Annotated in this window: 27 protein-coding genes; 4 read left to right on the top strand and 23 right to left on the bottom strand. The window is 61.1% G+C overall.

What is annotated here, in order from left to right; genetic code table 11:
• Positions 1 to 233: 233 nt before the first annotated feature.
• Together BPNPMPFG_RS04645 and BPNPMPFG_RS04640 are read right to left on the bottom strand one after the other, a co-directional pair.
• Positions 234 to 1,178, bottom strand: a complete 945-nt coding sequence (locus tag BPNPMPFG_RS04645) for an IS110 family RNA-guided transposase (protein WP_258590634.1) — start codon at positions 1,176 to 1,178, stop codon at positions 234 to 236.
• Positions 1,179 to 1,457: 279 nt separating this feature from the next.
• Complete coding sequence (locus BPNPMPFG_RS04640) at positions 1,458 to 1,715, bottom strand: PepSY domain-containing protein (protein ID WP_258593452.1); 258 nt, start codon at positions 1,713 to 1,715, stop codon at positions 1,458 to 1,460.
• Between BPNPMPFG_RS04640 and BPNPMPFG_RS04635 the strand changes: the two genes are divergently transcribed.
• Positions 1,714 to 2,238, top strand: a complete 525-nt coding sequence (locus BPNPMPFG_RS04635; protein WP_258593450.1) for a DUF982 domain-containing protein — start codon at positions 1,714 to 1,716, stop codon at positions 2,236 to 2,238. The genes BPNPMPFG_RS04640 and BPNPMPFG_RS04635 overlap by 2 nt on opposite strands.
• A 56-nt stretch (positions 2,239 to 2,294) precedes the next feature.
• On the opposite strand, the gene BPNPMPFG_RS04630 is transcribed toward BPNPMPFG_RS04635, so the two are convergent.
• From BPNPMPFG_RS04630 to BPNPMPFG_RS04620, 3 genes are all read right to left on the bottom strand, one after another.
• Entirely contained in the window at positions 2,295 to 2,483 is a 189-nt protein-coding gene (locus BPNPMPFG_RS04630; protein ID WP_258593448.1) for a hypothetical protein, read from the bottom strand.
• A 313-nt stretch (positions 2,484 to 2,796) separates the two neighbouring features.
• On the bottom strand, positions 2,797 to 3,192 hold the full coding sequence (locus BPNPMPFG_RS04625; RefSeq protein WP_258593446.1) for a GtrA family protein: 396 nt from the start codon (positions 3,190 to 3,192) through the stop codon (positions 2,797 to 2,799).
• Entirely contained in the window at positions 3,193 to 3,894 is a 702-nt protein-coding gene (locus BPNPMPFG_RS04620) for a class I SAM-dependent methyltransferase (RefSeq protein ID WP_258593445.1), read from the bottom strand.
• Positions 3,895 to 3,992: 98 nt separating this feature from the next.
• Between BPNPMPFG_RS04620 and BPNPMPFG_RS04615 the strand changes: the two genes are divergently transcribed.
• Both BPNPMPFG_RS04615 and BPNPMPFG_RS04610 read left to right on the top strand, forming a co-directional pair.
• Positions 3,993 to 4,967 (top strand): glycosyltransferase family 2 protein, encoded by a 975-nt coding sequence (locus BPNPMPFG_RS04615; RefSeq protein ID WP_258593444.1) that lies wholly within the window; start codon positions 3,993 to 3,995, stop codon positions 4,965 to 4,967.
• A 38-nt stretch (positions 4,968 to 5,005) separates the two neighbouring features.
• Positions 5,006 to 6,571: a glucosyltransferase domain-containing protein gene (locus BPNPMPFG_RS04610; protein WP_258593443.1), complete on the top strand. Its 1,566-nt coding sequence runs from the start codon at positions 5,006 to 5,008 to the stop codon at positions 6,569 to 6,571.
• A gap of 13 nt (positions 6,572 to 6,584) precedes the next feature.
• On the opposite strand, the gene BPNPMPFG_RS04605 is transcribed toward BPNPMPFG_RS04610, so the two are convergent.
• The 13 genes from BPNPMPFG_RS04605 to BPNPMPFG_RS04545 are packed head-to-tail and all read right to left on the bottom strand — an operon-like array spanning position 6,585 to position 16,692.
• Positions 6,585 to 7,193 carry a DUF4376 domain-containing protein gene (locus tag BPNPMPFG_RS04605; RefSeq protein ID WP_258593441.1) on the bottom strand — a complete coding sequence of 203 codons (609 nt, stop codon included), beginning with the start codon at positions 7,191 to 7,193 and terminating at the stop codon, positions 6,585 to 6,587.
• Positions 7,194 to 7,203: 10 nt separating this feature from the next.
• Positions 7,204 to 8,121 (bottom strand): hypothetical protein, encoded by a 918-nt coding sequence (locus BPNPMPFG_RS04600; RefSeq protein ID WP_258593439.1) that lies wholly within the window; start codon positions 8,119 to 8,121, stop codon positions 7,204 to 7,206.
• 2 nt (positions 8,122 to 8,123) lie between these two features.
• Positions 8,124 to 8,501, bottom strand: a complete 378-nt coding sequence (locus BPNPMPFG_RS04595) for a hypothetical protein (protein ID WP_258593438.1) — start codon at positions 8,499 to 8,501, stop codon at positions 8,124 to 8,126.
• Positions 8,498 to 8,830 (bottom strand): hypothetical protein, encoded by a 333-nt coding sequence (locus tag BPNPMPFG_RS04590; protein ID WP_258593437.1) that lies wholly within the window; start codon positions 8,828 to 8,830, stop codon positions 8,498 to 8,500. Before BPNPMPFG_RS04590 ends, BPNPMPFG_RS04595 begins: the two co-directional genes overlap by 4 nt.
• Positions 8,811 to 9,191 (bottom strand): hypothetical protein, encoded by a 381-nt coding sequence (locus BPNPMPFG_RS04585; protein ID WP_258593436.1) that lies wholly within the window; start codon positions 9,189 to 9,191, stop codon positions 8,811 to 8,813. The genes BPNPMPFG_RS04590 and BPNPMPFG_RS04585 overlap by 20 nt, the downstream gene beginning before the upstream one ends.
• Positions 9,192 to 9,205: 14 nt before the next feature.
• Entirely contained in the window at positions 9,206 to 9,652 is a 447-nt protein-coding gene (locus tag BPNPMPFG_RS04580) for a hypothetical protein (protein ID WP_258593435.1), read from the bottom strand.
• Positions 9,653 to 10,048 (bottom strand): hypothetical protein, encoded by a 396-nt coding sequence (locus BPNPMPFG_RS04575; RefSeq protein ID WP_258593434.1) that lies wholly within the window; start codon positions 10,046 to 10,048, stop codon positions 9,653 to 9,655. It lies immediately after the preceding gene.
• A complete protein-coding gene (locus tag BPNPMPFG_RS04570; protein WP_258593433.1) occupies positions 10,045 to 10,440 on the bottom strand; it encodes a hypothetical protein in 396 nt (131 codons plus the stop codon). Before BPNPMPFG_RS04570 ends, BPNPMPFG_RS04575 begins: the two co-directional genes overlap by 4 nt.
• Positions 10,440 to 13,019 (bottom strand): phage tail protein, encoded by a 2,580-nt coding sequence (locus BPNPMPFG_RS04565; RefSeq protein ID WP_258593432.1) that lies wholly within the window; start codon positions 13,017 to 13,019, stop codon positions 10,440 to 10,442. The genes BPNPMPFG_RS04570 and BPNPMPFG_RS04565 overlap by 1 nt, the downstream gene beginning before the upstream one ends.
• Complete coding sequence (locus tag BPNPMPFG_RS04560; RefSeq protein WP_258593431.1) at positions 13,016 to 13,426, bottom strand: DUF6950 family protein; 411 nt, start codon at positions 13,424 to 13,426, stop codon at positions 13,016 to 13,018. The genes BPNPMPFG_RS04565 and BPNPMPFG_RS04560 overlap by 4 nt, the downstream gene beginning before the upstream one ends.
• A complete protein-coding gene (locus BPNPMPFG_RS04555; protein WP_258593430.1) occupies positions 13,419 to 14,033 on the bottom strand; it encodes a DUF2163 domain-containing protein in 615 nt (204 codons plus the stop codon). Before BPNPMPFG_RS04555 ends, BPNPMPFG_RS04560 begins: the two co-directional genes overlap by 8 nt.
• Positions 14,030 to 14,683, bottom strand: a complete 654-nt coding sequence (locus BPNPMPFG_RS04550; protein ID WP_258593429.1) for a hypothetical protein — start codon at positions 14,681 to 14,683, stop codon at positions 14,030 to 14,032. Before BPNPMPFG_RS04550 ends, BPNPMPFG_RS04555 begins: the two co-directional genes overlap by 4 nt.
• Positions 14,683 to 16,692: a hypothetical protein gene (locus BPNPMPFG_RS04545; protein ID WP_258593428.1), complete on the bottom strand. Its 2,010-nt coding sequence runs from the start codon at positions 16,690 to 16,692 to the stop codon at positions 14,683 to 14,685. Before BPNPMPFG_RS04545 ends, BPNPMPFG_RS04550 begins: the two co-directional genes overlap by 1 nt.
• A 373-nt stretch (positions 16,693 to 17,065) precedes the next feature.
• On the opposite strand from BPNPMPFG_RS04545, the gene BPNPMPFG_RS04540 reads away from it, so the two are divergent.
• Complete coding sequence (locus tag BPNPMPFG_RS04540; RefSeq protein ID WP_258593427.1) at positions 17,066 to 19,129, top strand: recombinase family protein; 2,064 nt, start codon at positions 17,066 to 17,068, stop codon at positions 19,127 to 19,129.
• Positions 19,130 to 19,134: 5 nt separating this feature from the next.
• Here the strand turns inward: BPNPMPFG_RS04540 and BPNPMPFG_RS04535 are convergent, their stop codons facing one another.
• Genes BPNPMPFG_RS04535 through BPNPMPFG_RS04515 form a run of 5 tightly spaced genes read right to left on the bottom strand, consistent with a single transcriptional unit; the run spans position 19,135 to position 22,462 of the window.
• Positions 19,135 to 20,514: a phage tail length tape measure family protein gene (locus BPNPMPFG_RS04535; protein ID WP_258593426.1), complete on the bottom strand. Its 1,380-nt coding sequence runs from the start codon at positions 20,512 to 20,514 to the stop codon at positions 19,135 to 19,137.
• The gene (locus BPNPMPFG_RS04530; protein ID WP_258593425.1) at positions 20,511 to 20,963 is read right to left on the bottom strand and encodes a DUF1799 domain-containing protein; all 453 of its coding nucleotides are present in this window, start codon (positions 20,961 to 20,963) and stop codon (positions 20,511 to 20,513) included. The genes BPNPMPFG_RS04535 and BPNPMPFG_RS04530 overlap by 4 nt, the downstream gene beginning before the upstream one ends.
• A complete protein-coding gene (locus BPNPMPFG_RS04525; RefSeq protein WP_258593424.1) occupies positions 20,915 to 21,289 on the bottom strand; it encodes a hypothetical protein in 375 nt (124 codons plus the stop codon). Before BPNPMPFG_RS04525 ends, BPNPMPFG_RS04530 begins: the two co-directional genes overlap by 49 nt.
• Positions 21,290 to 21,340: 51 nt before the next feature.
• Entirely contained in the window at positions 21,341 to 22,273 is a 933-nt protein-coding gene (locus BPNPMPFG_RS04520; RefSeq protein ID WP_258593423.1) for a phage tail tube protein, read from the bottom strand.
• Between the two features lie 3 nt (positions 22,274 to 22,276).
• Positions 22,277 to 22,462 carry a hypothetical protein gene (locus BPNPMPFG_RS04515; RefSeq protein WP_258593422.1) on the bottom strand — a complete coding sequence of 62 codons (186 nt, stop codon included), beginning with the start codon at positions 22,460 to 22,462 and terminating at the stop codon, positions 22,277 to 22,279.
• Position 22,463 lies beyond the last annotated feature (1 nt).

The raw sequence follows: 22,463 nt of genomic DNA, 5'->3' as shown, positions 1-22,463 counted from the left end.
GGGGCGGGACCAGGACAATCGCTTCCGACCAATGACAAGTTCGACCGGTGGCGGAGACCACCAATCGCCGATGTCAACGCCGCCCCTCACTGTCCTGCCGGACATCTCTCCCCGTAAACGGGGAGAGAGAAGCTGGCCGCAACGCCGGTGATTGGCGAAATCGGCGGCGAGCGTCCCTCTCCCATCACTATACGGGGAGAGGATGCCGGCAGGCAGGTGAGCAACTGTGTTTGTCAGGGTCGGGCTGGGTTCCACGGTTCGTTGTTTCGGATCATGGCACTGAGGATGGTCAGTATCTTTCGCGCGACGGCGATGAGAGCGACTTTCGGCGCCTTGCCGTTTGCAATGAGGCGCTGATGGAAAGCCTTGAGCACAGGATTGGAGCGACTGGCGGTGAGTGCTGCCATGTAGACCACCCTGCGCACGTCATGACGGCCACCCCAGATGCTGCGCTTGCCTCGGAAAGTGCCGGTGTCGAAGTCGTAGGGCGCGAGGCCGGCAAGGGCTGCGATCTCTCGTCGCGAGGCCTCACCAATCTCGGGAGCCAGAGCAAGCACGGTGTGGCTGAACACTGGGCCGGCACCGCAGAAGGACTGGATCAGGCGATCCCTGGCCGCGAGCGCTGGCTGGCTGGCGACGAGTTCGGCCATCCGTTTGGCAAGCAGAGCGATATCGAGCTCGATGCGCCGCAGCCGCCGGGTGAACATGCGCTTGACCGTCGGCTCGCGTATCTGCTCGAGCTGGTTGGCGAGGCTGACCTTGTCGTCGCTGAGCTGCCTGCGGGCAACGACCAGATCGGCGAGTTGCTCGGCGATTGGGTCACAGCGCACCGGCCGGGTCGGCAGTTCGGCGGTGTAGCGCGCAATCAGCAGCGCATCGATGCGATCGTTCTTGGCCAGCCGGCCAAGGGCGCGGGCATAGTGGCGCAGCTTGTGCGGATTGACGTTCCTGGCCGGCAGGTTCGCCTTGCGCAGCGCCTTGGCCACACCGCGCTCATAGCCGCCGCTCGGCTCCATGCCGATGGCGCGCACATTGCGACCCGTCAGCCACTTGATCAGCTCGGCCCAGCCGTCCTTGTCGTTGTCGAAACGGGCTCGTTCTAGCGTCTGAAACACCGACACATCGAGCCACCACTTGGCGACGTCAATACCGACGTCCTGAACCGTCTCTTCAGCCATCTCCTCAATCCCTTCCTTGTGTGCGGGGGCTTGCCCCTTGCAACTGTTCGGGTTCACAAAGAAGGCGGTCGGGCCCCAGCTCACCTACGGTTTAGGCCACCTGAGGGGCGACGGGCTCTCGACCGCCGCCACGAACCGGAACATCCACCGGTTCGTGGCACCCTCCATTATGCATATTCCAAACACACAAGGGGCGGCGCCAGCACCCGGAAAGGCCGATGACACGGCCGAGAACGAAGCCAGTGAATTCGCGTCGGAAACGTGGTCCGCCGCCGACCCTTATTTTGGCTCGGCGGTCACGGGATCATAGGTGATTTCGACCTTGGCCTTGTCCGATGTGTAGTAGGTGACCGTGTAGGCATCTTTGTCCCAGTCTACCTCTTTCACATAGCGAAAGCCGTCGCGCTGTTCGACCTTGGCGAGGATTTCGGACAGTTTCTTGGCATTGGGTGGCGGCAGCGGAGTGTTATCCGCTGCAAGAGCCGGCCCGCCGGCGAGAAGAACGGCGACGCTTGTCGCCAGGAGAAATCTGGACATGGCTTTCCCTCAAGTTGCGTCGGACAGAAACTCGCTGCCACGCCGGTTTGTTCCCCAGCTGCAATGCATGACGATTCGGTCGATCGATTTGCGACGGCTTGAGAAAAAGGAGGCGCCAAAAGGTGCGGCGCGGCTCCAACGTTTGCCAGTTCCAGGGCTATACAAGCTACAGCAGCGCCTTGATGTAGCGCGCAAAATCGGTTGGCACCTCCGCGCAACTTCATTTGGCACCAGATCGGTACCGTTTAACGGCCCTTCAAAGGTCAAAGGCTTCGTTAGCGCGATGCTCTGGTTCTCACCTTCAGTTCCCGTCAGGACAAAGCGCGTGGGCATGACCCGCGAGGTGAGCAGCGTCGAGGCGGCTGCCGAGGAACTCCTGACCTGGGAGAAGCAGGGTGCCGCGTGGCGCAAGGCCGTCGAGGCGTGCATAGATGCCGTCGAGGGAACCAAGACGGCCGATGACGCCAGAAAGGCGTTCCTGGCTGCGGCCAAGGCCTGCGGGATGCTGCGCGTGGACCACTAGCCCGCAATGATCAGCTCCCTTGCCGACCGGCCCTTGCCACCCGTCACGCTAAGCCATCAGGAGACTTCAGGCCCTGCTACCAGCTCAAGGAAGGTCTCAGGAAAGGAGCGTTCTTCATATTTGCCGGTTACGGGATTATACAAAATCACTTGGGCCTTACCGTCACTGCCGCCGTCGGTGCAGAGCATCGTCGGAGCGATGATTTGCTTCACCTTCACCGCGTCACCTAGTTTAAAAGTAGCCACTTTGCCCTCCCTGGCATCGCAAAGGGTATCGCTTTATCAAGGGCAGCTGATGATAAGCTCCTTTGCCGGTCTTGCGCCGCCCCCAACGCCATATAGCACATTCGCCTCCTGCAGATCGAAACCGGCGAAGACCTTGCGGATATTGGGAACGTCGTTGATAGCAACTCCGGATTGTCTTCGAGCAAATGGCGCACCTGTTCTGCTGTCATTTGATCCGAGCGGATCAGGTCGAGCAAAAGCGCCGCACCGGATGGTGCGTTGGTCGTGGCGTATCCCTTTCCGCCGTAGAGGCGGTTCTGGAGCTATTGAGGGGTTACGAAGTCACTCTTTGGGCGAAAACCCATGCCTGAAATGTCAGGAAGTTCAGCGCCGGGATGAGGACGCTAATGACTGCGAATGTCTGCCATCCCGAGAAGAAGCCTTTGTGCGCGAGGTAAGTCGTCGCCCAGATCACCAGCACGTTCGTTGCCTGCACGACACAGAACTTGGCCAACTCACCAACCACCAATCCGTTCGAAGCGAAGGTAAGCTTTCGGTGGCCAACAAACGAGAGCGGGACCAGGGCAACATAAGCCGAAAAGGCCGAGAAGGTCTCGGTGAGGCCGACGATCAGGTGCAATCCGTTTGCGATGAGGAAGTAGGCGCCGGTGTTAAAGAGGCCGACTGCAATGAAAACAGCGATCTGTCTAAGGCGCACGCCAGACACCATTTAGCGCCGGCCCATCACGTAATATTGGGCGCCAAGCGGGATCGAGCCGAATGCGTCATCCATGCGCCTGAGCGCCCCATCGATAGCCGGAACCGTGAGGATGTAGCGGCCCGCAACGTCCGTCAGCCCCGCGTCTTCGAGATATGCTGCCACCTGCTTTTTTGTTAGCAAGACCGCGTCTTCATCGAATGGGCACGTGGATACGGCCCGGCGCGTCAGAAGGTTGTATGGGTTATGCTCGAAGATCAGCACCGCGCCGCCGGGGCGAGTGACGCGAGCGAGCTCGGAGGAAAACTTTAGCCAGTTGGCAGGCGGTACATGATGCATGACGCAGATCGCATACGCGGCATCAAACTCGCCATCCTCAAAGGGTAACGTTGCTCCATCCGAGATCTGATAGCTCACGTCGGGGTTTCTCAGCCTCGCTTCGTCGATGCATTCGGAGGAAGGATCGACGCCCGTAAGCCTGCCAATCCTGCCACGAAGCAAGGCGTGGTAGTTCCCAATACCGCAGCCTACGTCGAGAACCGAAAGATTTTCGGCTGGTCCTAGCGTGCCCCCTAGAAGGTCGAGCAGCCGTGCGGCCTTGGCGCGCGTGAAGAAATCGACTTTTAAGCCGGAAAAGGAAATCGCCTTGTTCACAGCCTCCGAATAGGAGATGCGATATGCGTCGAACTCATTGCCATTTGTGTTCTTGCCCAAGTTGCAGTTTCTCCGCTAATAGCATGCCACCCACTACCACCGGCAGCAGCCGCGCGACAAGCGCGTCCTTGCAAGTTTCCGGTTTTGAGGAAATTGCCATGAACGTCCAGAAAAGAGTCCCTTTTGTCTCCCTATCGATCGTTGTCCCCGTGTATCGCAGCGCCGATGTTCTTCCTGAACTGGTGCGGCAGGTGCGCGATGTACTCGCCGGGACCAAGTATGACGGCGAATATGAATTGGTTCTCGTCAACGATAGCAGCCCCGATGCAAGCTGGAGCGTGATTGAGGACTGCGCCAAAGAATGTCATTGGGTCCGAGGGCTTTCCCTGCGCAAGAATTTCGGCCAGCACAACGCCACCATGGCGGGTCTCAGATATTCACGCGGTCGCATCGTCATTGTTATGGACGACGATCTCCAGCACCCTCCTTCGGCAATTTTGGCGCTCGCCGAAAAGATCGAGGCCGGCTATGACGTCTGCTACACCCACTACAAAGAACGCAAGCACGCCGCATGGAAGAAGTGGGGTAGCCGGCTCAACGATATCGTGGCAGCTTGGGTTCTGAAAAAACCTCGAGACCTGTATCTTTCATCGTTCAAGGCGATGAGCCGTGGGGTTGTCGATGCCATACTCGCTTATGATGGCCCCTACGCTTACGTCGATGGCCTGATCCTTGGCGCGACAAACTCAATCGCGGCCATCGACATCACCCATCAAGAGCGCTTCACCGGGCGCGGCAATTACAACCTAAGGCGCTCGGTTGGACTATGGCTGAAGATGGCCACCGGCTCGTCTGTCTACCCTCTTCGCATCGCTACCGTGACCGGCTTCTGCATGGCAGCCCTAAGCCTCATCTTTCTGATGCTGATTGTAGTCCAGCGCTTGACGCATCCTGAAATGCAGCCGGGCTGGGCGTCTATCATCGCCACCATTCTCCTGATCGGTGGCTTGCAGATGGTCTTTCTAGGCATCCTCGGCGAATATATCGGCCGCATCTATATCCGGCTGAATAACTCGCCGCAGTACGTCGTTCGCGAGACCACGTTTTCACCACCTACGGAAACGGCTGTATGAACACATCTGGGTGTGGCTGATGGTTGGGGGCTTTTAAAATGCTAGAAAAAGTAGGCCGCGATCCAGCGGGGGCATCTGATTTTCATTCCTTTTTCGGCGGTCTTCTGGCGCCATTGCTGATCAGAAAGGACGAGCGCCGATCGTTTCTGATTGCGCTTGTGCTTGTAGCTTTCGCCCGCGCCCAGGCCGCCTTCGATTTCACTTATGCCGTTGACGACTACCGTCAGATCATTGACGGGCTTTCTTCCCTCTCTGGAGCGCTGATTGGTCAGGGCCGCTTTGGCACATACTGGCTTTCGGAAGTGTTTGGGTTCGTCGGCTTTGATCCGGTTCGATCCCCGATTATAAGTATCGTGGCGTCGGTCATTCTGTCCGCATGGATAGGCAACGCTGTCCTTCGACTTTGGACCTACGATCTGCCCGATCTCATCCGGGCGCTTCTCATCGTGATCATCGCGGCGCACCCCTACACGTCGGAGATTTTGACGTTTCGCGGGATTGCCATTTACCACATTCTGGCTTTCGTGTTGTCCGTGGCCGCCATCATGGTCGCAGGCCCCGGGCTTTGGCGGATATTGCTATCGTCTCTGCTGTTCGCGGTCGGGCTGACTCTCTACCAGATCCCTATCAACTATATTTCGGTGTTCCTCTGCTTCGACCTCGCTTTGAGGGCAATCCGGCATTTCATCAAGAGCGACGATGTTCCTGCTTCCTACACCCTATGGGACCGGACCTTCTATGCCAGAATCCTGACGTTCTTCGTCGGCTTCGCACTCTATATGGTCCTGCTCAAGGTCTCGACATATGGATATGGGACAGATCCCCGAGGCGTCATGATCGGCCTTGGAGATATCCCAAGCCGGGTGCTACTCGGGCTCAACCTCTTGTACGGACATTTTGTAACCGGCGGCGTCTACGGGAACAATCTGCTGCCCAAGGCAATACTCGCAATCCCGTTGTTATTCGTCGTCGCGGCCTTGGTGGAATTGGTTGGCCGCGCGAGCGATATGCGGGGCGCCATAATAGCCGGCGTGGTCGTGGTTGCTGCTCCTGTCGTAGCAGGCTTCGCCATGTTGGGCGCCCCGCTACTGTTCACTCTTCTCTTCCTGCCCCCGAGGATACTGACGCAGATCGGCCTTGTATGGGCCGGGGTAGCCGTTGTCGCCTTGACTGTCCGCGTGGTGATCCCACGGCATGTTTTCTCCGCAGCTCTCGGTCTGGTGGTGTTCTCGTTCATAGCGGCGAACAATCAGATTTTCGTTGACCAGGCTCGGGTCGCGACGAGGGACCATAACTTGGCCATCCGCCTAATGGCGCGGCTGGAGGGCCTACCAAACTTCTCCGCCATGAAGACAATCGCTGTAGTCGGCTATCCAGCCGATTCCGGAACGTCTATCCCAACGGGGATTCCTGCGTTCAACGATTCGAACTGGATTTACCCTTGGGCGATTGCCCCGATGATAACCGAGTTGACTGGCATCCCGGTCAAGTATGCAAAGCCTGAGGGGCAGACAGCGGCTGTGGAATACTGCAGGAGCCACCAACGTTGGCCCGCCCAAGACGCCGCGACCATTCAGGGCGAATTGGCCATAGTTTGCCTGTAGCGCAACCGATGACTTATGACGGCCAAAAGCCATCCGCCGTCACGTCGACCGGCAGCGGGTCCATGGCCTTGATCGCCCATGAAGCGGCATAGAGCGCCGAGACGTATTCAGCCGAGGCCTGCCACAGCGCCAACACTTGCGGCGGCGTCAGGTCGTGATCGGTATTCGAGCCATCCCGGAACGTCGTCAGCGTCGTCGCGTCGCCCTGGCCGAGGCGCAACTGGGCGGCAAGGGCAAGGTTCGTCATGTTGCGCGCATCTTCGTCCCGGCCGGTGACGGCAATGCCGTCAATGGTCTTGCCTGCGGTTATCCGGCGCGCCCGTTCCCGATTGACGTCGTCAGCGGTAGCCGGCGGCTCGTAGGGCTGTAGCGCCCCCGCTTCGTATCGCCACGAATGAGGAGCGTTGAAAATCTCAGTCCACTGCTGTTCGGTGATGGCAATTGCTTCATCTGGAATGTCGGGGTTCTGTGCCCAGTTCACGATTGGCCGCGCGGGGTTTGGATTTTCCTCGCTCGGGCTTGGAGCCTCGCCATAGACGGGCAGAAGCCGCAGTCCATAAATCGTCTCGTCATAAAGACGGAACACAAAGCCATCGGGTTTGAAGGTTGCAAATTTTGCCATGGTGATCCCCCTAGCCGAGATAAATGACGGTGACGTCCGTGTGATTGCTCGCCGTGAAAACCTGCGCACCGGCAATATTGCAGTAGTAGCTCAACTCATCGCCAGCGTTCAAAAGCACTACGCCGAAGCCATACGTTTTTTGGCCCGCAACCGCTGACGTACCGAACGCCATGACGTTGATGGGATTCCCGTTCACGATGACATTGAGGCGACCACCTCCGCCCACCGTTGTATAAATCCCCATGGCTATAAAATAGTAGCCCGTGACGGGCACTTTGAGGCGGTTGCCGCTACCGGCAGGCGCGGTGGCAGCGCCGGCCGTGAACCCGCCCTGATTGAGGTTGAAAGACCCAAGAAGCGCATACTCCGTATTGACCACGAAAGTTTCGGCGCTGTTGTTGCGCGTCACCCGACACATTGGCAGCCCGGTGTTCCTGAGCGGGCCGGTCATCGTGTCCCCGGCCTTGTTCACTGCGTTGAGTGTCGCACGCTGCGCTGCGACGTCGGCACCGGCCAGAAGCACACGGCCGGCGGCCGTCAATGAGAAAGCCGCTAGGACACCGGGGCCAGTGAAATACATGCCCTGATTGGCCGCGCCAGCTAACGCAGCAAGCGCCGCGATGCTGCCGGACCCGAGCAGCGTCATCGCGTTCCGCGCGCCCTCCATAAGATATTGGGCGTCGAAGGTGCGCCATATCTTGTAGGGTTGCGCCGCCTGTGTGGTGCCTTTGAAAGCCTTGTCCAGGGTGGCCACCAGCGGGCCGGGGCCGACAGTGGCCAGGGTTGCCGTTCGGCCGTCGTCGGCCTCGATCCGGTCACCAGGCGCGACATTGGCCGTCGTCATGTCGGCAGGCGCCTGGAAGGTGACGTTTACCGACCCATTGGTCAGTGTCGCCGTGCCGGCGCTGTAATAAGCTGTCAGCGGCATTGTCAGCCCTCTCCCATTGCGTGCCGGCGCAGCGCTTCGATCTGCTCGGCTTCAGTCGGCTCGGCCCTGGGCTGCGTCTCCTCTGCCGGCGCGCCGGGCTGTTGAGCCGGCGCCAGTGCGCTCTTGGCCAACTTGCGTAGCGCTGCCACCTCTGGTGGTTCGTTGGGATCCTCAGGCGGCAGGACGAGAGCTATTTCGAGCGCCTTCCGAAGGCGATCGACCTCTTCTGCCTGCCGCGTGGCCATGACGCCGAGATCATGCTCTCGTTGCGCCAGGAGCATGATGTGGTTGCGCATCGTCGCCCGGTCGAGGTCGGCTAGTTGCGCGGTCTGGTTCAAGACGACAAGCGGCTCCAGCTGCACCGTTCTCTGCTCGTTCATTGGATGATCTCCAGCCTTGAAAGGATGACGTTGATCTCGGCCGCCGTGGTCGCCGCGCGCACACCGGCCTTCATCCGGCGGCGCTCGGCATCGAGGGCGGCAATGGCTTCGTCCTGCTTGGCGGCCTCCGCGACGATCGCCAGCCGGTCGGCCTCGTCCACGATCAGCGGCCCCCCGAGTTTCCGCCCCACCATGGCCCGCGCGACCTTGCGCTGATGCAGGGCGCCCAGCGGGCCGATCAGGTCGTTAATCTTCCGCGCATAGTGCCAGTCGATCCGGGCTTCGGCCTCCGGGCGGAGGATGTCGGCTCTACTCAATTTCAAGGACATGAACTGCCTCCATGATTGGCCAGGGCGGGAAAATGCTGATGATGACGGGACCGGGCTCGTCCATCTCGATCGAAGTCTCGGTCACCGTTACGAGCACGCCGTCGATCGAGGCGTTGACGGTCGAGCCGGCTGGCACGTCGGCTAGCGAAATGACCCGGCCGGCGACGGTCACCGTGGCTTCACAGGGAGGCCGCGGCTCCAGCTGGCCATCGACCACGCGCCAGGCCGTATAGGCGTCCGGCGGGATGTCCAGGACGATGATGAAGGTGGCGCCAGTGTCCTGCAGGTGCTTGCCGTGGCCCTTTTGATACATGCTTAGGGTCTGCTCGATGCGCCCGTCCTTGCCGTGAACGACAATCATTGATGCTCTTCTCCTCAGTCCGCAGAGTTCTCGAAAACGCAGTAGGCGAAGTGTGAAAGTGGCGAGACCGCCGCGTAGCGCGTGTAGAGTTCGATCCGGTCGGTGAAGGTGAAGGCACTGATCACGGGCTCGTAGAAGTCCCACCAGGTGCCGGAAACCGTCTCGCCGCCGACGATGGCCTGGGTCGGCAGGATGAACTTGTTGAGGGTGTTGTCCCTGACGCCGACAAGCGCTTGCGGGGCCTTCACGAAGGGCGCCGCAAAAGTCACCGTGCTCTTTTGATAGTGGTTGCTGTAAGGGCCGATCGTGACCGCGCCACCGAAAGCGATCGTCCCCTGCATGTAAATTCGTCTTGTCGCCGAGTTCGATTTGAACAGGATATTCGACTGGCCAGCCGTGTCGACATTGAACCCCAGCCGAGCGATGGCGATGCCGGTCTTGTCCCACCGTGCGCGAGGCATCTACGGTGCCTCCTGCCTGATGATGGCGTAGCGTGCCGAGGTCACGATCGCCGGAAACAGGATCGACAGAACGCTGCCCGAAACGCTCCAGAAGACGCCCGTCTTGATGGTAACATGGGCGCCCGACACGTAGGCCATGGGTCCGGGAAAAGCGACGTTGCCCGAGTAAACGGGGTAGACGATTGGCAGTGGGTTGATAAGCGACGGATCGAACGCAACCGTTGCCCTGAAAGTGGGGCTACCCGGATTTGCGACTGTGCCCGACTGGAGGATCTGTGAGAGGAAGACGCTCTCATGGATCAGCATATCTGCCTGTGTGCCCGTATCGACATCTTTGCCTGTTTTCGAGAACCTGAAAAACAGGGGTGTTCCAAGAGCGATCTTTCCCCGCTTCATGGGAAAATCCGGTAGACGACATAGGCGACGACGATCGGATAATTCAGGCCCTTGCAGTCGCCAGAGATGCCGGTCGCTCCGACCAGGAGCGTTATGCCCACGGTGGTGCCGAAATCCCCGTCGGCAAGGTTGGAGTACAAGCCAGATTTCAGGAATGCGATCTCGGCTAGCGGCGGAGCGCCAAGGGTGGCCCAGGTAACGAAACTCGTATTCGGTGCGGCGTTGGCCGAGATCGTAAAGGTCCCTGTGAAGGCGATGCCGGCGGTGCCTAACCATGTGCTGTCGAAGGCCACCTTGTTCATGGGCAGCGACATGTCGCGGGCATTGGCGCCCGCCACCGCCATGCGCAGACGCTTCGATCCGCCGATGTCGTCCAGGAAGCCGCGCGACATCAGTCAAACCATTCCTGCGTGCCGGTGGCGACAGTGTTGACGTACCTGTTATCCGGGCTCTTGATGACGCCAGCCGTGATCGTGCCGATGTTGGCGAAGTTCGCCCGCATCACGCCGCCGCTGAAGGCGAATGGATATTCCTTGTTCCCAGACGCATCGCGGAAATAGACTAGGTCCGCGACAAACCCGATGATGGCCTGGCCGCCCGCCGTCGCCGACATCAGCATGGCTGCGGTCACCGTTCCGCTGCCGCTCGATGCCGACGTACTGAACGCGATGGTGGAGACGGCACCGGCTTCGGTCGCGGTCGAGTTGATCCGAAGCCGCCCAGAGGCCGAGAAGTTGCCGACCGTGGTGTCCAGAACAGTCAGAGCATTGCTGACGGCCGTGACGCGGCCATCGACCAGGCTGACGGAGGCTGCCTGCGCTGAGAAGGCGGTCGAGATCGCATTGACACTATTGTAGCCCGTCAACGCCGCTTCATTGATCTGGACGCGCTGCGAGACCGCGTCGATATTGCTGGCAATGACAGTGGTGATGTCCGTGTACTTCGCGTCGAAGACGCCGACATGCGCGACCAGCAGCGTGCGCAGTTCCTGCTTGTCGAGGACGTTTCGGCCGTCCTGCTCGACCGTCGCCAAGGTGTTGCGGATCAGCTGGTTTTGCAGATCACGCGCGGCCTGGCCGACGAAATAGAGCCCCTGATCGACGTTCTGGTTGATCAGCGCGATGAGGCCGGGCGGATAGACCTGAACAGGTGCGGTCACCTGTGCGGTAGTCAGCCAGCCCGTGAACGTCTTGAAGCGATCTGGAACCGTCGTGATCGTGGCACGGGCGGTGTAGAAAACGCCCGGCTGCACGTCCTTCGACGTTTCATAAATCCCCGCCTGAGGGCTGTCGCACTTATCCTGGTAGATGGTCTGCCCAGTCGGATCGGGACCGATGACATAGTCGAACCGCACCGCCGTGATCGTCGGATCGTTGGGCGGGTCCCAGGCAAAGCGAAGGGTCGGCACCTGCTGGCCGCCCGCGCCTGCGATGGTGCCAACCTCCACCCTGAAATTCTGCACCGTGGTCAGGATCGACGGATTGATCGGCGGGCTCGGCGGGATGACGATCGGGCCGGGCTGGATGCCGCCCTCGGCGTAGATGTCCGCGCCGGTTTCCGAGAGCCCCAAGGTGATCCTGAATTTCTCGTCGACCTGCCATTTGGTGACCAGCCAGGTGGCGCCCTCAAGCGTGAGCCATTCGCCCTCCATCACAGCCAGGCCGACACGTCGGCTGACGGGTATGGTTTGCGTTCCGCCCTTGCGGTTCTGGCGATAGCGGATCGTCAGGAGGTATTGAGCGATGTCGGGGTCGGACACCTGCAGGAAGTCGTTCGCCGTGCCACGCGGCGCGCCATCGGCCGCGATATCGGCATTGACGATGATCGGCTTGAGGCTCTCGGCCTCCCACATCTTTTCGATGGAGGTGAACTGCCCGGAAAGCTGGTTGTAAAGGTCCCCGGCAGACTTGTCGTATTGGGTGTCCGGCCGAGGCCGATCGAGCGGGATATCATCGGCCGTGATCTCCAGCACCGGGATCTGCGGCGCGCCAGCAATGACGCCGGACAGGCCGCGCCGGTTAACGGCGTAACCGGCCATCGCGTCCTCGAACTCGGCGAGGATCTGCGTATGGTCGTCATCCGAATTGACGAAGAGGCCACATTCATAGGTCGGCTTGCCGCTGCGAAGCGTGTCGCAGACGTTCATCGACGCGAAGTAGCTGGCAAGGTCGAGCTGGCCGAGGGTCTTGCCCATGCCGATCAGGGTGCGGCCGGAGATCATGCCCCTGAGGCCAAGCTCGTAATTCAAGCGATGCACGGCCGGGTTCTTGGTGAAAACCCAAGTCGCCGGATTGTCGATACGCTGCGGGCCGGAGCCGCCGACCACGGTGCTGTCCTTGCGCGGGTCGTATTCGCGCAGACCCCGCATCACCCACTGGATCGCCGGCCGGCCCGAGGGAAAGAGCTTTTCGTCGTATTCGACCTCGACCACGACGTAGGTCATGCCGGCGCAGACGCTCGTCGATTTCCAAGTCTGACCGAGCGCAGCCGTGTCGGCGACCAGCTTTACATCAGGACCTTGGCCGGGCCGGCCGTCGTAGAACCGGATCGAGATTTTGGCGTCGAAATCTTCGACATGGTAGTGCTTGATCTCGTTGCCGCCGACGATCGGGTCGGCCTCGATCAGATTGTGCTTCTTGCTGCCAAAATAGACGTAGGGTTCGAGGCCGTCGCACCAGCCGTGTGCCAGTCGCCAAACCTCGGCGTTGTACTTATTGCCCTCGCCATATTTGGCGTAGAAAAGCCGGTGCGGGCTGCTGTTCTTGCCCATGCCGAAGAGCGTGGAGACCGGCACCGAGCCGCCGATCTGGCTTTCGCCCTGGACCGCCGAATACTTGCGGGCCTTCGGCCGCGAGAGGTAGCTGATGCCCAGCCGGACGGCGTAGGACAGCGCGCCGGTGATCAGTGTGGTCGCCAGCGCGCCCAGATTGAACAGGCCGACAACGGCGGTGATGATGGCGCCAAAGATCATGCGCCACGACCCGTTTCAAACGCGGCAACGCAATCGGCAATGGAGTGATCCGAGCGCCCGGCGCTGGTCTTGGTGACAAAGCGCATGCCGAGGCAGATGCCGACATGCTGACCGTCGGCGAGCTGCAGAATGACGATGTCGCCCAACTGTGCTTCGGCCGGCGCACAGGGCGTCAGGTGGGTGGCATAGAGATCCGCAAGGGTTTTGTGGCCGCGCTTGCGCAAGGCCTTCTGCGCGCCAAGAAGCGTCGAATAGGCGCGCCAGTAGAGCTTGACCAGGCCGAGCGTCGGATCGAGCGCATCCGCCATCTGGTTGCCGAGGAAAAAGCAGTCGCTCTCGCCCTCGACATAGGGCTTGGCGAGTTCGGCCTTAAGGGTCGCGTCGACGATCTGGAAACGATCAGCCACTGCGCTGCCCCCACTCCTCGGTGATGGTGGCGTTGGTGGCGACGTATTCGAGCGAGGTCTCGGTGGCGTGGTTGTCGAAGTTCTGGTCGGCCGGGCTGATTTTGATCAGCGTCGAGCCGCGCGTCGAGCGGCCCGGTGGCACCAGGTCGATTTCGACCGTCAGCGAGCGGTTGCCATCCTTGTCCGCCGCGCCTCTGGGAAAGCGCACCGCGTAGATCTTGTAGATGATCGACGTGAGGATGCCTGCCACCTGGTCGGTTGCTGGATCTCCAGCCAGGTTGGTGATGATGACCGGGGCATTGAGATAGTTGTAGGTGCGGATTTTGGCGATCGCGTCGTCGGCATTGACCGTTGGCGCGTAGGAAAAGGCGATGGTGCGCTTGGTCGGCGCCGGGCCAACGGACGCCGTGAACGCGCCTGGCGCCAGCCAGCGGTTCGGCAGATAGGTCAAGCCATTGAACGTGAACGGCCGGCCGCCACGGTGGTAGCCGACCGTCTTTGGCGGCACGGCACCCTTGCCGAAAAGGTCGATGCGAACCAATTCCAGTAGGACGAACTGTCCGGCGTCAACCAGGGCTTCGACGGCAGGATCTAGGCTCACGCTCACGGGTTGAAGACCTCCGCAGCGGTGAAGCTCGGCCGGCGATCCTTCGTGGACTTGGTTCCGTCATAGGAGCCGGGATCGATCTGCATCAGGCAGGACGGCTTCTCCAGACGCACCACGGCCGCAGTGGTGAAGTTTTGCGTGTCGAGGCCGTATTTGATCGACAGGGTGACCAGGCCGGCGCTGCTGGCCGTCGCCGGCAGTCGGATGCGATGCAGTGACGACAGGCCGTTTTGCCGGAATTCCACGTAGTCGCCATACGAGAATTGAAAACCTGCAGGCAGTCCGCTGATGATCACCGTGCGGCTGTTGGTGATGGAATTCAGGACAGCCGTGCCGTCAAACGCACCGCCGCCGGCCTTCACGCCTGAAAGCGGCGCTCCGGTGTTCATCAGGATCGGGCGCGGCCGGAACGGGTCGTAGGCGCGGAACACCTCGCCATCGTCGCCGGCACACATCATGAAGGCGTCCATCTTGCCCATGTCGACAGGAAACAGAAATCCGGGCGTGTAGGACGCGGTCCACCAGCCGGTCGGCATGCTGATGCTTTCGGTGCGCCGCCCTTCCATGCGGTCGAGCGTGCGAACACGCACAGGGTCAAAGCTGCATTTCTCCCAGCCGACGATATCGGGAAGATCAATGATCGTGGCCATCAGCGCGGGTTGCCTCCGGCGTTGTAATAGTCGGCCCTGGCCGCGTCGTTGCCGCGCACGACCTCGACGGCCACATCCTGGCTTTCCGATCGGATGGTGGTCCGGAACATCGGGCCTTCCTCGACGACGATGCGATGCAGGACTTCCCGAGTTTGCGAACCGCCGTTGCTCGACCAGGTCGGCCCGCCGCCATAGGTGCCCGTCGCTGGCATCGCGAAGCCGCCCTCGATCGCCGCGCCGCCGGTGGCGTAGCCGCGCCGGCCGAGCCGCATGGCTTCGACCACGCCAACGCCGCCGGCCCGCGAAACATCGTCCTGGCTCCAGACCACTTCGCCGGCATGGACGATGCCGGCCGGCTTGCGCCTTGGGCCGTCGCCGGTATAGCCGCCTATGTCGAAGAGGCCCCAAGAGCCCGACGCGATGTCTCCGGCAGCGGCCGGTGACAGCGACATGCCGCCGCCAAGAAGGCTGCTAAGCCAGCTGCCGAGGCCGCCGCCGCCCAGGGACGGTGCCGCCGGAAACTGGTTGAGCGCGTTGCCGAGCTGACCGAGGCCGCTGCCGAAGCCGCCGAGGCTCTTCGTCGCCGCCGTCGTCGTGCTGTCGAGGTTCGCCAGCGCGGCGTTGAACTTGTCGACATAGGCGGAGCCGGTGGTGCCCAGCACGTCGGTCGCACCGGCGTTTTTCGACAGCGGCCCGCCGGTGAACCACGCCGAGGCCGCATCCTGCGAATTGCCGAACTTGGACAGGAGCTTGCCGAACTGCTGCTGGAACACGGCGTCCTGGGCGCCGGGATCGGCGAGGAACTGGCTGGCCGACATCGCCTTGCCGAACGCCTCTTGCGTCCACGACTGAAGATTGCTCTTCATCACCTGGTACGCGCCGAGCGCCTGGTCGCCGTTGCCGAGGACCGGACCAACGGCCGAATAGTTGCCGCTGCTCTCGATCGACTTGATGGCACTGGCGAACAGCGACATGTTGCCAGCGCCGGCCGCGCTGTTGTCGTTGCCGCCTGTCAGCAGTTTCGTGACATTGGAAGCGAGGCTGCCGAGGCTGCCGGTGGCGCCGATCGAGCCGGTGACGACGACGCTGCCGGCGTTGACCGACATCGCGCCGACCGACTTGCTGGCGCCGCCTGCGAAATCGCCCCCGAGCAGCGTGCCGATGAAGCCGCCGATGCCGCCAGCGCTGTCCAGCGTCGGCAAATTGTCGCCATAGAACAGGTTCTTCAGCGGGTTGTTCAGGCTTAGCTTCGTGAACTCGCCCAGGATGTCGAGGCCGATCTTCTTGGCCGCGTCGCCGAAATTATTCCAGCTGTCCGGGTCGAGCAGCGTATCGATGGCGTCGCGGCCGACATCGCGGATGTCTTCCCATTGCTTGCGCTGGATTTCGAGCTGCTGATTGGCGCGGATCAGACCGGCCTCATAGGAATTGAGGTCGACCGGCAGCCCGGCCGACTGGAGCCGCGAGGCGACGTCCTGGTCCTGCGGCGAACGGAAGAGCTGGTCGCGCTCGAAGGATAGGTCGTGGGCTAGATTGGCGCGGGCGGCAGCGTCAGCGACTTTGCCGTATTCGGCTGCCTTTTGTTTGATACGCAGGATCTCGGCCTCGTCGACCGCGACGTTGTTGCGCGCGGCTTCGGCGCGCACCTGGGCGATCTGGTCGAACTCCAACCGCAGCCGAGCCGTCTCGCCTGCGGTCTTGCCGATCAGGCTGATATCGAGCTGCTGTCCGGCAAGCGTCTGGTCGAGCGAGCGGGCGCGCTCCTTCTGGGCTTCAGACAGCGTGTTGTTTGCGGTCGCCAGAGCCAGCTTGCCGGCAGTTTCGATCCGGTCGGCGCGGGCGGCAGGATTTTCGTTGTCGTTGTACTGCGCGCTTGCTTGTGCCCTGGCGGCCGCCGCCAATTCGGCTGGCGACTTGGCATAGAGTGCTTGCTGCTGCGCTTCGAAGGCCTGTTGTGCTCGCTGCGCCGAAACGCGCTGACCAGCAAGATACTGGTCGTACGAGCACACATCTTAATGCCCCAATTAGATTTGGAGATGATCAGCGCATAACAGTTACTGATCCGGCACACCCTCTTTATGGGCGCGATTTCATTTTAGCGGCAGGACCGAGCGGCGCCGGCGCCTATCGTCAGCTTCTTGTCGTTTACCGCGATGATGTTCTCCTGAAGATTCCGATCTCGGCCACCAATCTGTATCCATCGGCACCAGATTCGCCGTCAGCCAAGCTTTCGACTGCGAGCGTTCGCGATTTTATTCGCCTGGTCAGTTGCGCAAAGGCGCAGGCGCCGCGAAGTTCCGGCGATATGGCTGAGCATGATAGCCTGACGTCAGAAACCGAATCACCCCGATCGGAACCGCATGGTTCTCTGGAGGGCGAGCCATGATGTCGGATCTGATAACAACCCAGCATTTGTGCCGAAAAGCCGTGATTTACATCCGGCAATCGACACCACATCAGATGGTCAACAACCAGGAAAGCCTGCGGCTGCAGTATGCATTGCATCAGCGTGCGGGGGATCTCGGCTGGGACGACACCAATATCGAAGTGATCGACGCGGACCTTGGCCAGAGTGGAGCTGCGGCGGCTCACCGTGCCGGCTTCAAAGATCTCCTTGGACGCGTCACATTGGGTGAAGTTGGCATCGTTCTCTCGTATGAAGTGACACGGCTTGCCCGCAATTGTTCCGATTGGTACCCACTCCTCGATTTATGCGGCTATCGGCAATGCCTCATCGGCGACCGCGACGGAATTTACGACCCGGGCTCGGCCAACGGGCGCCTGTTGCTTGGCCTGAAGGGTACGATCTCGGAAGTGGAATTGCACACGCTTCGTGGCCGCCTGACGGCTGGTCTGCTCAGCAAGGCTGAACGGGGTGAGTTGGCTTTGCTGTTACCAGCCGGGTTGGAGCGGGATACCAATGGTGTCGTGATGAAGGATTCAAACCAGGAAGTGCAGGACCGGATTGCCCTGATATTCTCTGCATTTTGGGAGTTGGGCACCGTCGGAAAAGTGATCCGTTCCTTGCGGGATCGTGCGCTCACCATACCGCGGCGAAATCGATTTGGCGACGTTGTCTGGCGCGTCCCAACTGCCAACATGCTTGCCGGGATGTTGAAGAACCCGGCCTATGCCGGCGCCTTCGTCTATGGCCGCACCCAGTCCTGTCACGCCAGGTATGCGAGTGGTAAAATCATCTCGCGACGCCGGCCAATGGCAGAGTGGAAAATCGTAGTTAAAGACCGTTATCCTGCTTATTGCGATTGGGAGCGTTACGAGCGGATCCAGACCATGCTGAGCGACAATCACGCTGAATACCGACGAAACCAGACACGCGGTGCGCCGCGTGATGGCGCGGCGGTGTTGCAAGGCATTGTCTGGTGCGGGCGATGCGGCCATAAAATGGGCGTCGAATACAAGAACGGCAATCGTTACGTCTGCAACTTCCTGGCACGCAGCCAGGGCGGAGCCTTATGCCAGCATTTGCCAGCCGATCCCATCGACGCCCGCGTCGTTGAGGCCCTCTTCGCGGCGGCCAGTCCGGCCGAGTTGGCCGAGTTGATGCACGCCAAAGATGCTCGTCAGCAGGCAGACGAGGCTTTTGAGCGCGCTGAAGAGCAGCAGATCAAGCGGCTGCGTTATCAAGCGCTGCTCGCAGAACGGCAATACAATCGGGTTGACCCTGACAATCGCCTGATTGCGGCCGAGTTGGAGCGCCGTTGGGAGGGGGCTCTGCGTGAGCTTCGTCAAGCGGAGGATGCACTTGAGCGCCGTCGCGCAATGCAAAGTCAATCTGATGATCTGACGCCGACAGAACAGAATGATTTTATCGCTGCCGGTTCGCAACTTCCCGAATTTTGGCAGAGACCTGACATAGAGTGGGGACGCAAGAAAGCCTTACTACGCAGCCTGATCGACAAAGTGATCCTGCAACGGGTGGTCCGAGATCGGATTACGATCCGCATCGTTTGGCGAGGCGGTGAAGTTACCGAACGCGAGGTCGAGCCGAGGGTGCATGCCTTGAGCGCCCTGTCTCGCGGCGCCGAGATGGAGGTCCGGCTGCTCGAACTGGCTCATCAAGGGGACGACGACGCGGCGATAGCGGCCAAACTGACTAAGGAAGGCTTCCGCTCACCGCGCCGCAGCTACGTTCCTGTGCGCACAGTCCAGATCGTCCGACAACGCCATCGCGTATTGAGGCAGTCTACACCAGCCCGCTCTCACCACATTCCCGGGTGGCTAACGGTGTCTGAACTAGCGATGGCAGCGGACGTTTCTCGCTCCTGGATCCGGCATCGAATCCGCAATGGCGTGATCAGTGTCCGCCAAAACGCCCTTCACAAACGCGTTCTGTTTCCAGATGCCGCTGCAACAATCGCCGCAATACAAGAGCTCAAATCCGGCGTGCGGCAACACCTCGACTTTAACCCACCTGCTACCGAATAAGGGTATCAACATGATAGATCGTACGATCCCATATCCTCGGTCGACAGATTGCCTCTGCGAAGGGGAATGTTGCCCGGTCCGACATTTCTCGCCAGTTCGTCCTGGATGATCTTGAGCTGCTGAAGCGCTCGGGCAGCCGCGTCGGCATCTTTGAACAACTCCTTCAGCTTGCCGGCGCTGACGGTGAGAGCGGCATTGTTGGCATCGAGCGCCCACTTGTCCTCCACCCTCTTGATAAAACCGACGATGTCCGGCGTACCGTCCCTTGCCGTTTTTCTCAGATAGGCGATCTCATCGGCGAATTCCTTAAACTCGCCGCTCGCCGCAAAGAAGCCGCCAGCGCTTTTACCGGGATTGATGAACCGACCAAGGTCGCCCATTGCTGCTTGGGTCTGGTTGGCGATCTGGATCTGAAGACCCGCCTGTGTCGACGACGAAAGCAGTCGAAGGCCGTTCACGCTCTCGCCCGAAAACGCATCCTTGGCCTTCTGGCCGATGCTCTCGTAGATATCGCCGATGCCGCGCAGCACGTCCGCGTGCTGTGTCAGGAGATCGTCGAGGCTCTTCACCTGCTGCTTCGTCGAAAGAATGTAGGTTGTGACGCCCGCCACGACAGCAGCACCCGCCGCCACGGCTATTCCCTGGGGCGTCAGCATGAAGCTGCCCAAAGCGGTGGCGGCTGACCTAACTCCGGTGACGATGCCGGCCAGCGAGCCCTTCAGGCCCCTGGGGCCGCTCTCAAGCGCATCGTAGACCTGGCCGGCCTGCGAGGCGAAGATCTGCATGGCCGGAGCGCCGAGCAGCCACATGGTGACGACGTCGTTGCCCTGGCGTGACAGGTTCAACAGTTGGAAGGATGTCAGTTGCGCGGCACCGCCGACACTTCCGAGCCCGCCAACTGTCCGCGCGTGCCCTTGGGCGAGCATTGTGTAGCGGGAATTCAGGCCTTCCAGTGCGAGGTCATATTCCTTGACGCTGGTGAACGCGCCGAGGCGGTGCGCGTCGTTGAGGTCATTCAGCTCGGCTTCATACTGCTTCGACGCGGCAAAGAGCGGATTGAAGCGCCCTCGCAATGCGTCGAGACTGTTGCCGTAGGCCGCGATATCGGCCGCGCGCTGGCGATAGCTCGCATCGTCGGTCGGCGTGCCCGCCGAGATCATCCGTTCGACGCCGGCCTGCAGCTGCCGCTGAGCCGCCGTCTGCCCAACCAGCGCTTCGGTCACCCGTCGCGACGACGCGATAGCCTGGTCATTGGCGGCCGTGATGGCGGCGGCCGAGCGGCCGGCCTCGACGCCGACTTCGCGGACGCCGGCCGCCGTCTCGGCCGAGGCGCGCTTTGCGCCCGAGGCTTCGCCGGAAATGACCAGGGCGAGGTTCAGCGTCACAGGCCGGCCTCGTTCAAGATCGGGATAGCGGCGCGCTCCATTTCACGGAGATCCCGGAAGATCCATCGCGCCGGATGCTTGCGCTGCTCGCTGCGCGAACGCGCCTCGAGGAGAGCCGACGCCGAGGCATAGTCGATGCCGACATAGTGAAGGATGCCGACCATGCCACGCGCGACCACCCGCCATTGCGTCTCGCAGTCGAGAAACAACCGCACTACCGGCATGTTGATGTCCCAAACGTTGAACACGTCGATCTCTTCGTCGTTTGCGGCCTCGGGCAGGCTCTCGGCTGGAACGCCCAGCGCCTCCGCATCCATCCGCACCTGGTGATCGGGCCGCGATGGCGCTGTCGGATCGGTCTGGCCGGTTCTCGACAGTGCCCAGGCGCGCGCGGCCTCTTTCAGTTTCCCGTTCGTGCCGCGTCGCTGATGAGGGAGTTGCCGTAGCACTCATAAATGCCCTGGCGGTACCAGGGGCCGGCCTTCAGCATGGTGACCAGGAGTTCGCGGTCGAAGGCGATCGCCTTCTTGTCGTCATCGACGACGCCGCGCCAATCGCGGCAAGCGTTGAGCAACTGATCATGCTCATGGCTGGTGCGCTCGTCGCCCCTCAACTCGGCGAGTTCTTTCCGGATACGTCCCGCCTCGTCCGAGGTCACGGAGGCGAACTGCATCTCGAACGTTTCAGTGATCCACAGGCCCGACTTGTCTGGATGTGGCATCTTGACCTTGATCGGCCACCAGTAGGTGTATTCAGCGGTCGGTACGAATTTCATGGCACGTTTTCCTAAGCTTCAAAGGGCGTTGAAAGGCGGCTCAAACCGCCTTCAAGTGACGGTGATCTTCAGCTCGTTCGAACCGAGGCTGGTGACCATCAGCGGCAGTGAGTAGTTGCGGATGTTGTCGGTCTGGCCGGATGCAGGCCGGCCGATCTGGATGGCGTCGGCGGTGACCCCGACGCGGTTGCCGACGACATTTCCATGCGTAAGCGCCAACGGGCCTTTGGTGTGGGCCTTGGCAATGGCAAACCAGTTGATGGTCGCCAGCGTCTTTGCTTCGACAACAGTAGTGCCCGTGGCCTGCCGGTCGGTGATCGCCACGTTTTCCTTGCCGATCAGGTGACGCGGAACCACCTGGTTGGCCAAGTCGAGGTTCAGGCTCTCGGAGACTGCCGGCCAGCCATGTAGTGACATGGTCGTGACTGCCTTAGAGACCGGAACCGCATCGATCCACATAGACCTGTCGACCGTAGGAAGAGCTGTATCGGTGATGGTGCCTTCGAGCCCTTTCAAAGTGAATTGAAAGCGCGGGATCTTCTTCGGTATGAAGCTTAGAGTGGCCGTACCGCGCACGCCGAGAGCAATGTGCCTCACCTTGTCCTCGTTCCAGTACAACGTGCTGCTCTCGAAATTGTCATGCACCAGGTCGTATTGAACGTCTGTGGCGACAGTGATCGTCTCAGCGAAGCCGCATGAGCGAAGCAGCGGCCCCCAGGCTGGCGGAGTGCCCAGGACGCCGGAGCCGGCCATCTCGACCGAGAACTGAGCCTGGATGTAGTTGCCTGTCAGATAGACGCCCTGGTGGCCAAGTTTCGGCTGCATGAGGTTGCGGGCTTCTTCATCGCCGGCCATTGGCGTGAAGGTCACGTCGCTAAGCTGGATGAAGTTGGCGAGCCCGGTGGGGGTCGCGTCCGTGCCTTCCACCGTCTCCATCTTGAGCAAGGCGGCGAGTTTCTTGAAACGACGGAAATCCTCCGGCATCGGTTATTTCCCCTTCTTGGACGGGTCGGTGACGACCTCACTGGCTTCGGTGGTTTGCGCCGAAACGACCGCGGCTTCGACGGCCGCAGCCGGCGCGGCCGCCGGCTCGGTACCGGCGACCTGTTTCAGGCTGCCGTCCTTGTTTCGGATGTAGCTGCCGCCCGCGAGCGGCGTCGTGATCTGCGCCATT

The organism is Mesorhizobium sp. AR07, assembly GCF_024746815.1.
Taxonomy (GTDB): domain Bacteria; phylum Pseudomonadota; class Alphaproteobacteria; order Rhizobiales; family Rhizobiaceae; genus Mesorhizobium.
The sequence above is the reverse complement of the archived record's forward strand: the minus strand, read 5'-3'. Positions and strand labels throughout refer to the sequence as shown.

Coding starts and splice junctions, on each gene's coding strand:
- BPNPMPFG_RS04645 (WP_258590634.1), bottom strand. CDS start 1,178: ATGGCTGAAGAGACGGTTCAGGACGTCGGTATTGACGTCGCCAAGTGG.
- BPNPMPFG_RS04635 (WP_258593450.1), top strand. CDS start 1,714: ATGGCTTTCCCTCAAGTTGCGTCGGACAGAAACTCGCTGCCACGCCGG.
- BPNPMPFG_RS04640 (WP_258593452.1), bottom strand. CDS start 1,715: ATGTCCAGATTTCTCCTGGCGACAAGCGTCGCCGTTCTTCTCGCCGGC.
- BPNPMPFG_RS04625 (WP_258593446.1), bottom strand. CDS start 3,192: ATGGTGTCTGGCGTGCGCCTTAGACAGATCGCTGTTTTCATTGCAGTC.
- BPNPMPFG_RS04615 (WP_258593444.1), top strand. CDS start 3,993: ATGAACGTCCAGAAAAGAGTCCCTTTTGTCTCCCTATCGATCGTTGTC.
- BPNPMPFG_RS04610 (WP_258593443.1), top strand. CDS start 5,006: ATGCTAGAAAAAGTAGGCCGCGATCCAGCGGGGGCATCTGATTTTCAT.
- BPNPMPFG_RS04605 (WP_258593441.1), bottom strand. CDS start 7,193: ATGGCAAAATTTGCAACCTTCAAACCCGATGGCTTTGTGTTCCGTCTT.
- BPNPMPFG_RS04600 (WP_258593439.1), bottom strand. CDS start 8,121: ATGCCGCTGACAGCTTATTACAGCGCCGGCACGGCGACACTGACCAAT.
- BPNPMPFG_RS04595 (WP_258593438.1), bottom strand. CDS start 8,501: ATGAACGAGCAGAGAACGGTGCAGCTGGAGCCGCTTGTCGTCTTGAAC.
- BPNPMPFG_RS04590 (WP_258593437.1), bottom strand. CDS start 8,830: ATGTCCTTGAAATTGAGTAGAGCCGACATCCTCCGCCCGGAGGCCGAA.
- BPNPMPFG_RS04585 (WP_258593436.1), bottom strand. CDS start 9,191: ATGATTGTCGTTCACGGCAAGGACGGGCGCATCGAGCAGACCCTAAGC.
- BPNPMPFG_RS04580 (WP_258593435.1), bottom strand. CDS start 9,652: ATGCCTCGCGCACGGTGGGACAAGACCGGCATCGCCATCGCTCGGCTG.
- BPNPMPFG_RS04575 (WP_258593434.1), bottom strand. CDS start 10,048: ATGAAGCGGGGAAAGATCGCTCTTGGAACACCCCTGTTTTTCAGGTTC.
- BPNPMPFG_RS04570 (WP_258593433.1), bottom strand. CDS start 10,440: ATGTCGCGCGGCTTCCTGGACGACATCGGCGGATCGAAGCGTCTGCGC.
- BPNPMPFG_RS04565 (WP_258593432.1), bottom strand. CDS start 13,019: ATGATCTTTGGCGCCATCATCACCGCCGTTGTCGGCCTGTTCAATCTG.
- BPNPMPFG_RS04550 (WP_258593429.1), bottom strand. CDS start 14,683: ATGGCCACGATCATTGATCTTCCCGATATCGTCGGCTGGGAGAAATGC.
- BPNPMPFG_RS04540 (WP_258593427.1), top strand. CDS start 17,066: ATGATGTCGGATCTGATAACAACCCAGCATTTGTGCCGAAAAGCCGTG.
- BPNPMPFG_RS04525 (WP_258593424.1), bottom strand. CDS start 21,289: ATGAAATTCGTACCGACCGCTGAATACACCTACTGGTGGCCGATCAAG.
- BPNPMPFG_RS04520 (WP_258593423.1), bottom strand. CDS start 22,273: ATGCCGGAGGATTTCCGTCGTTTCAAGAAACTCGCCGCCTTGCTCAAG.
- BPNPMPFG_RS04515 (WP_258593422.1), bottom strand. CDS start 22,462: ATGGCGCAGATCACGACGCCGCTCGCGGGCGGCAGCTACATCCGAAAC.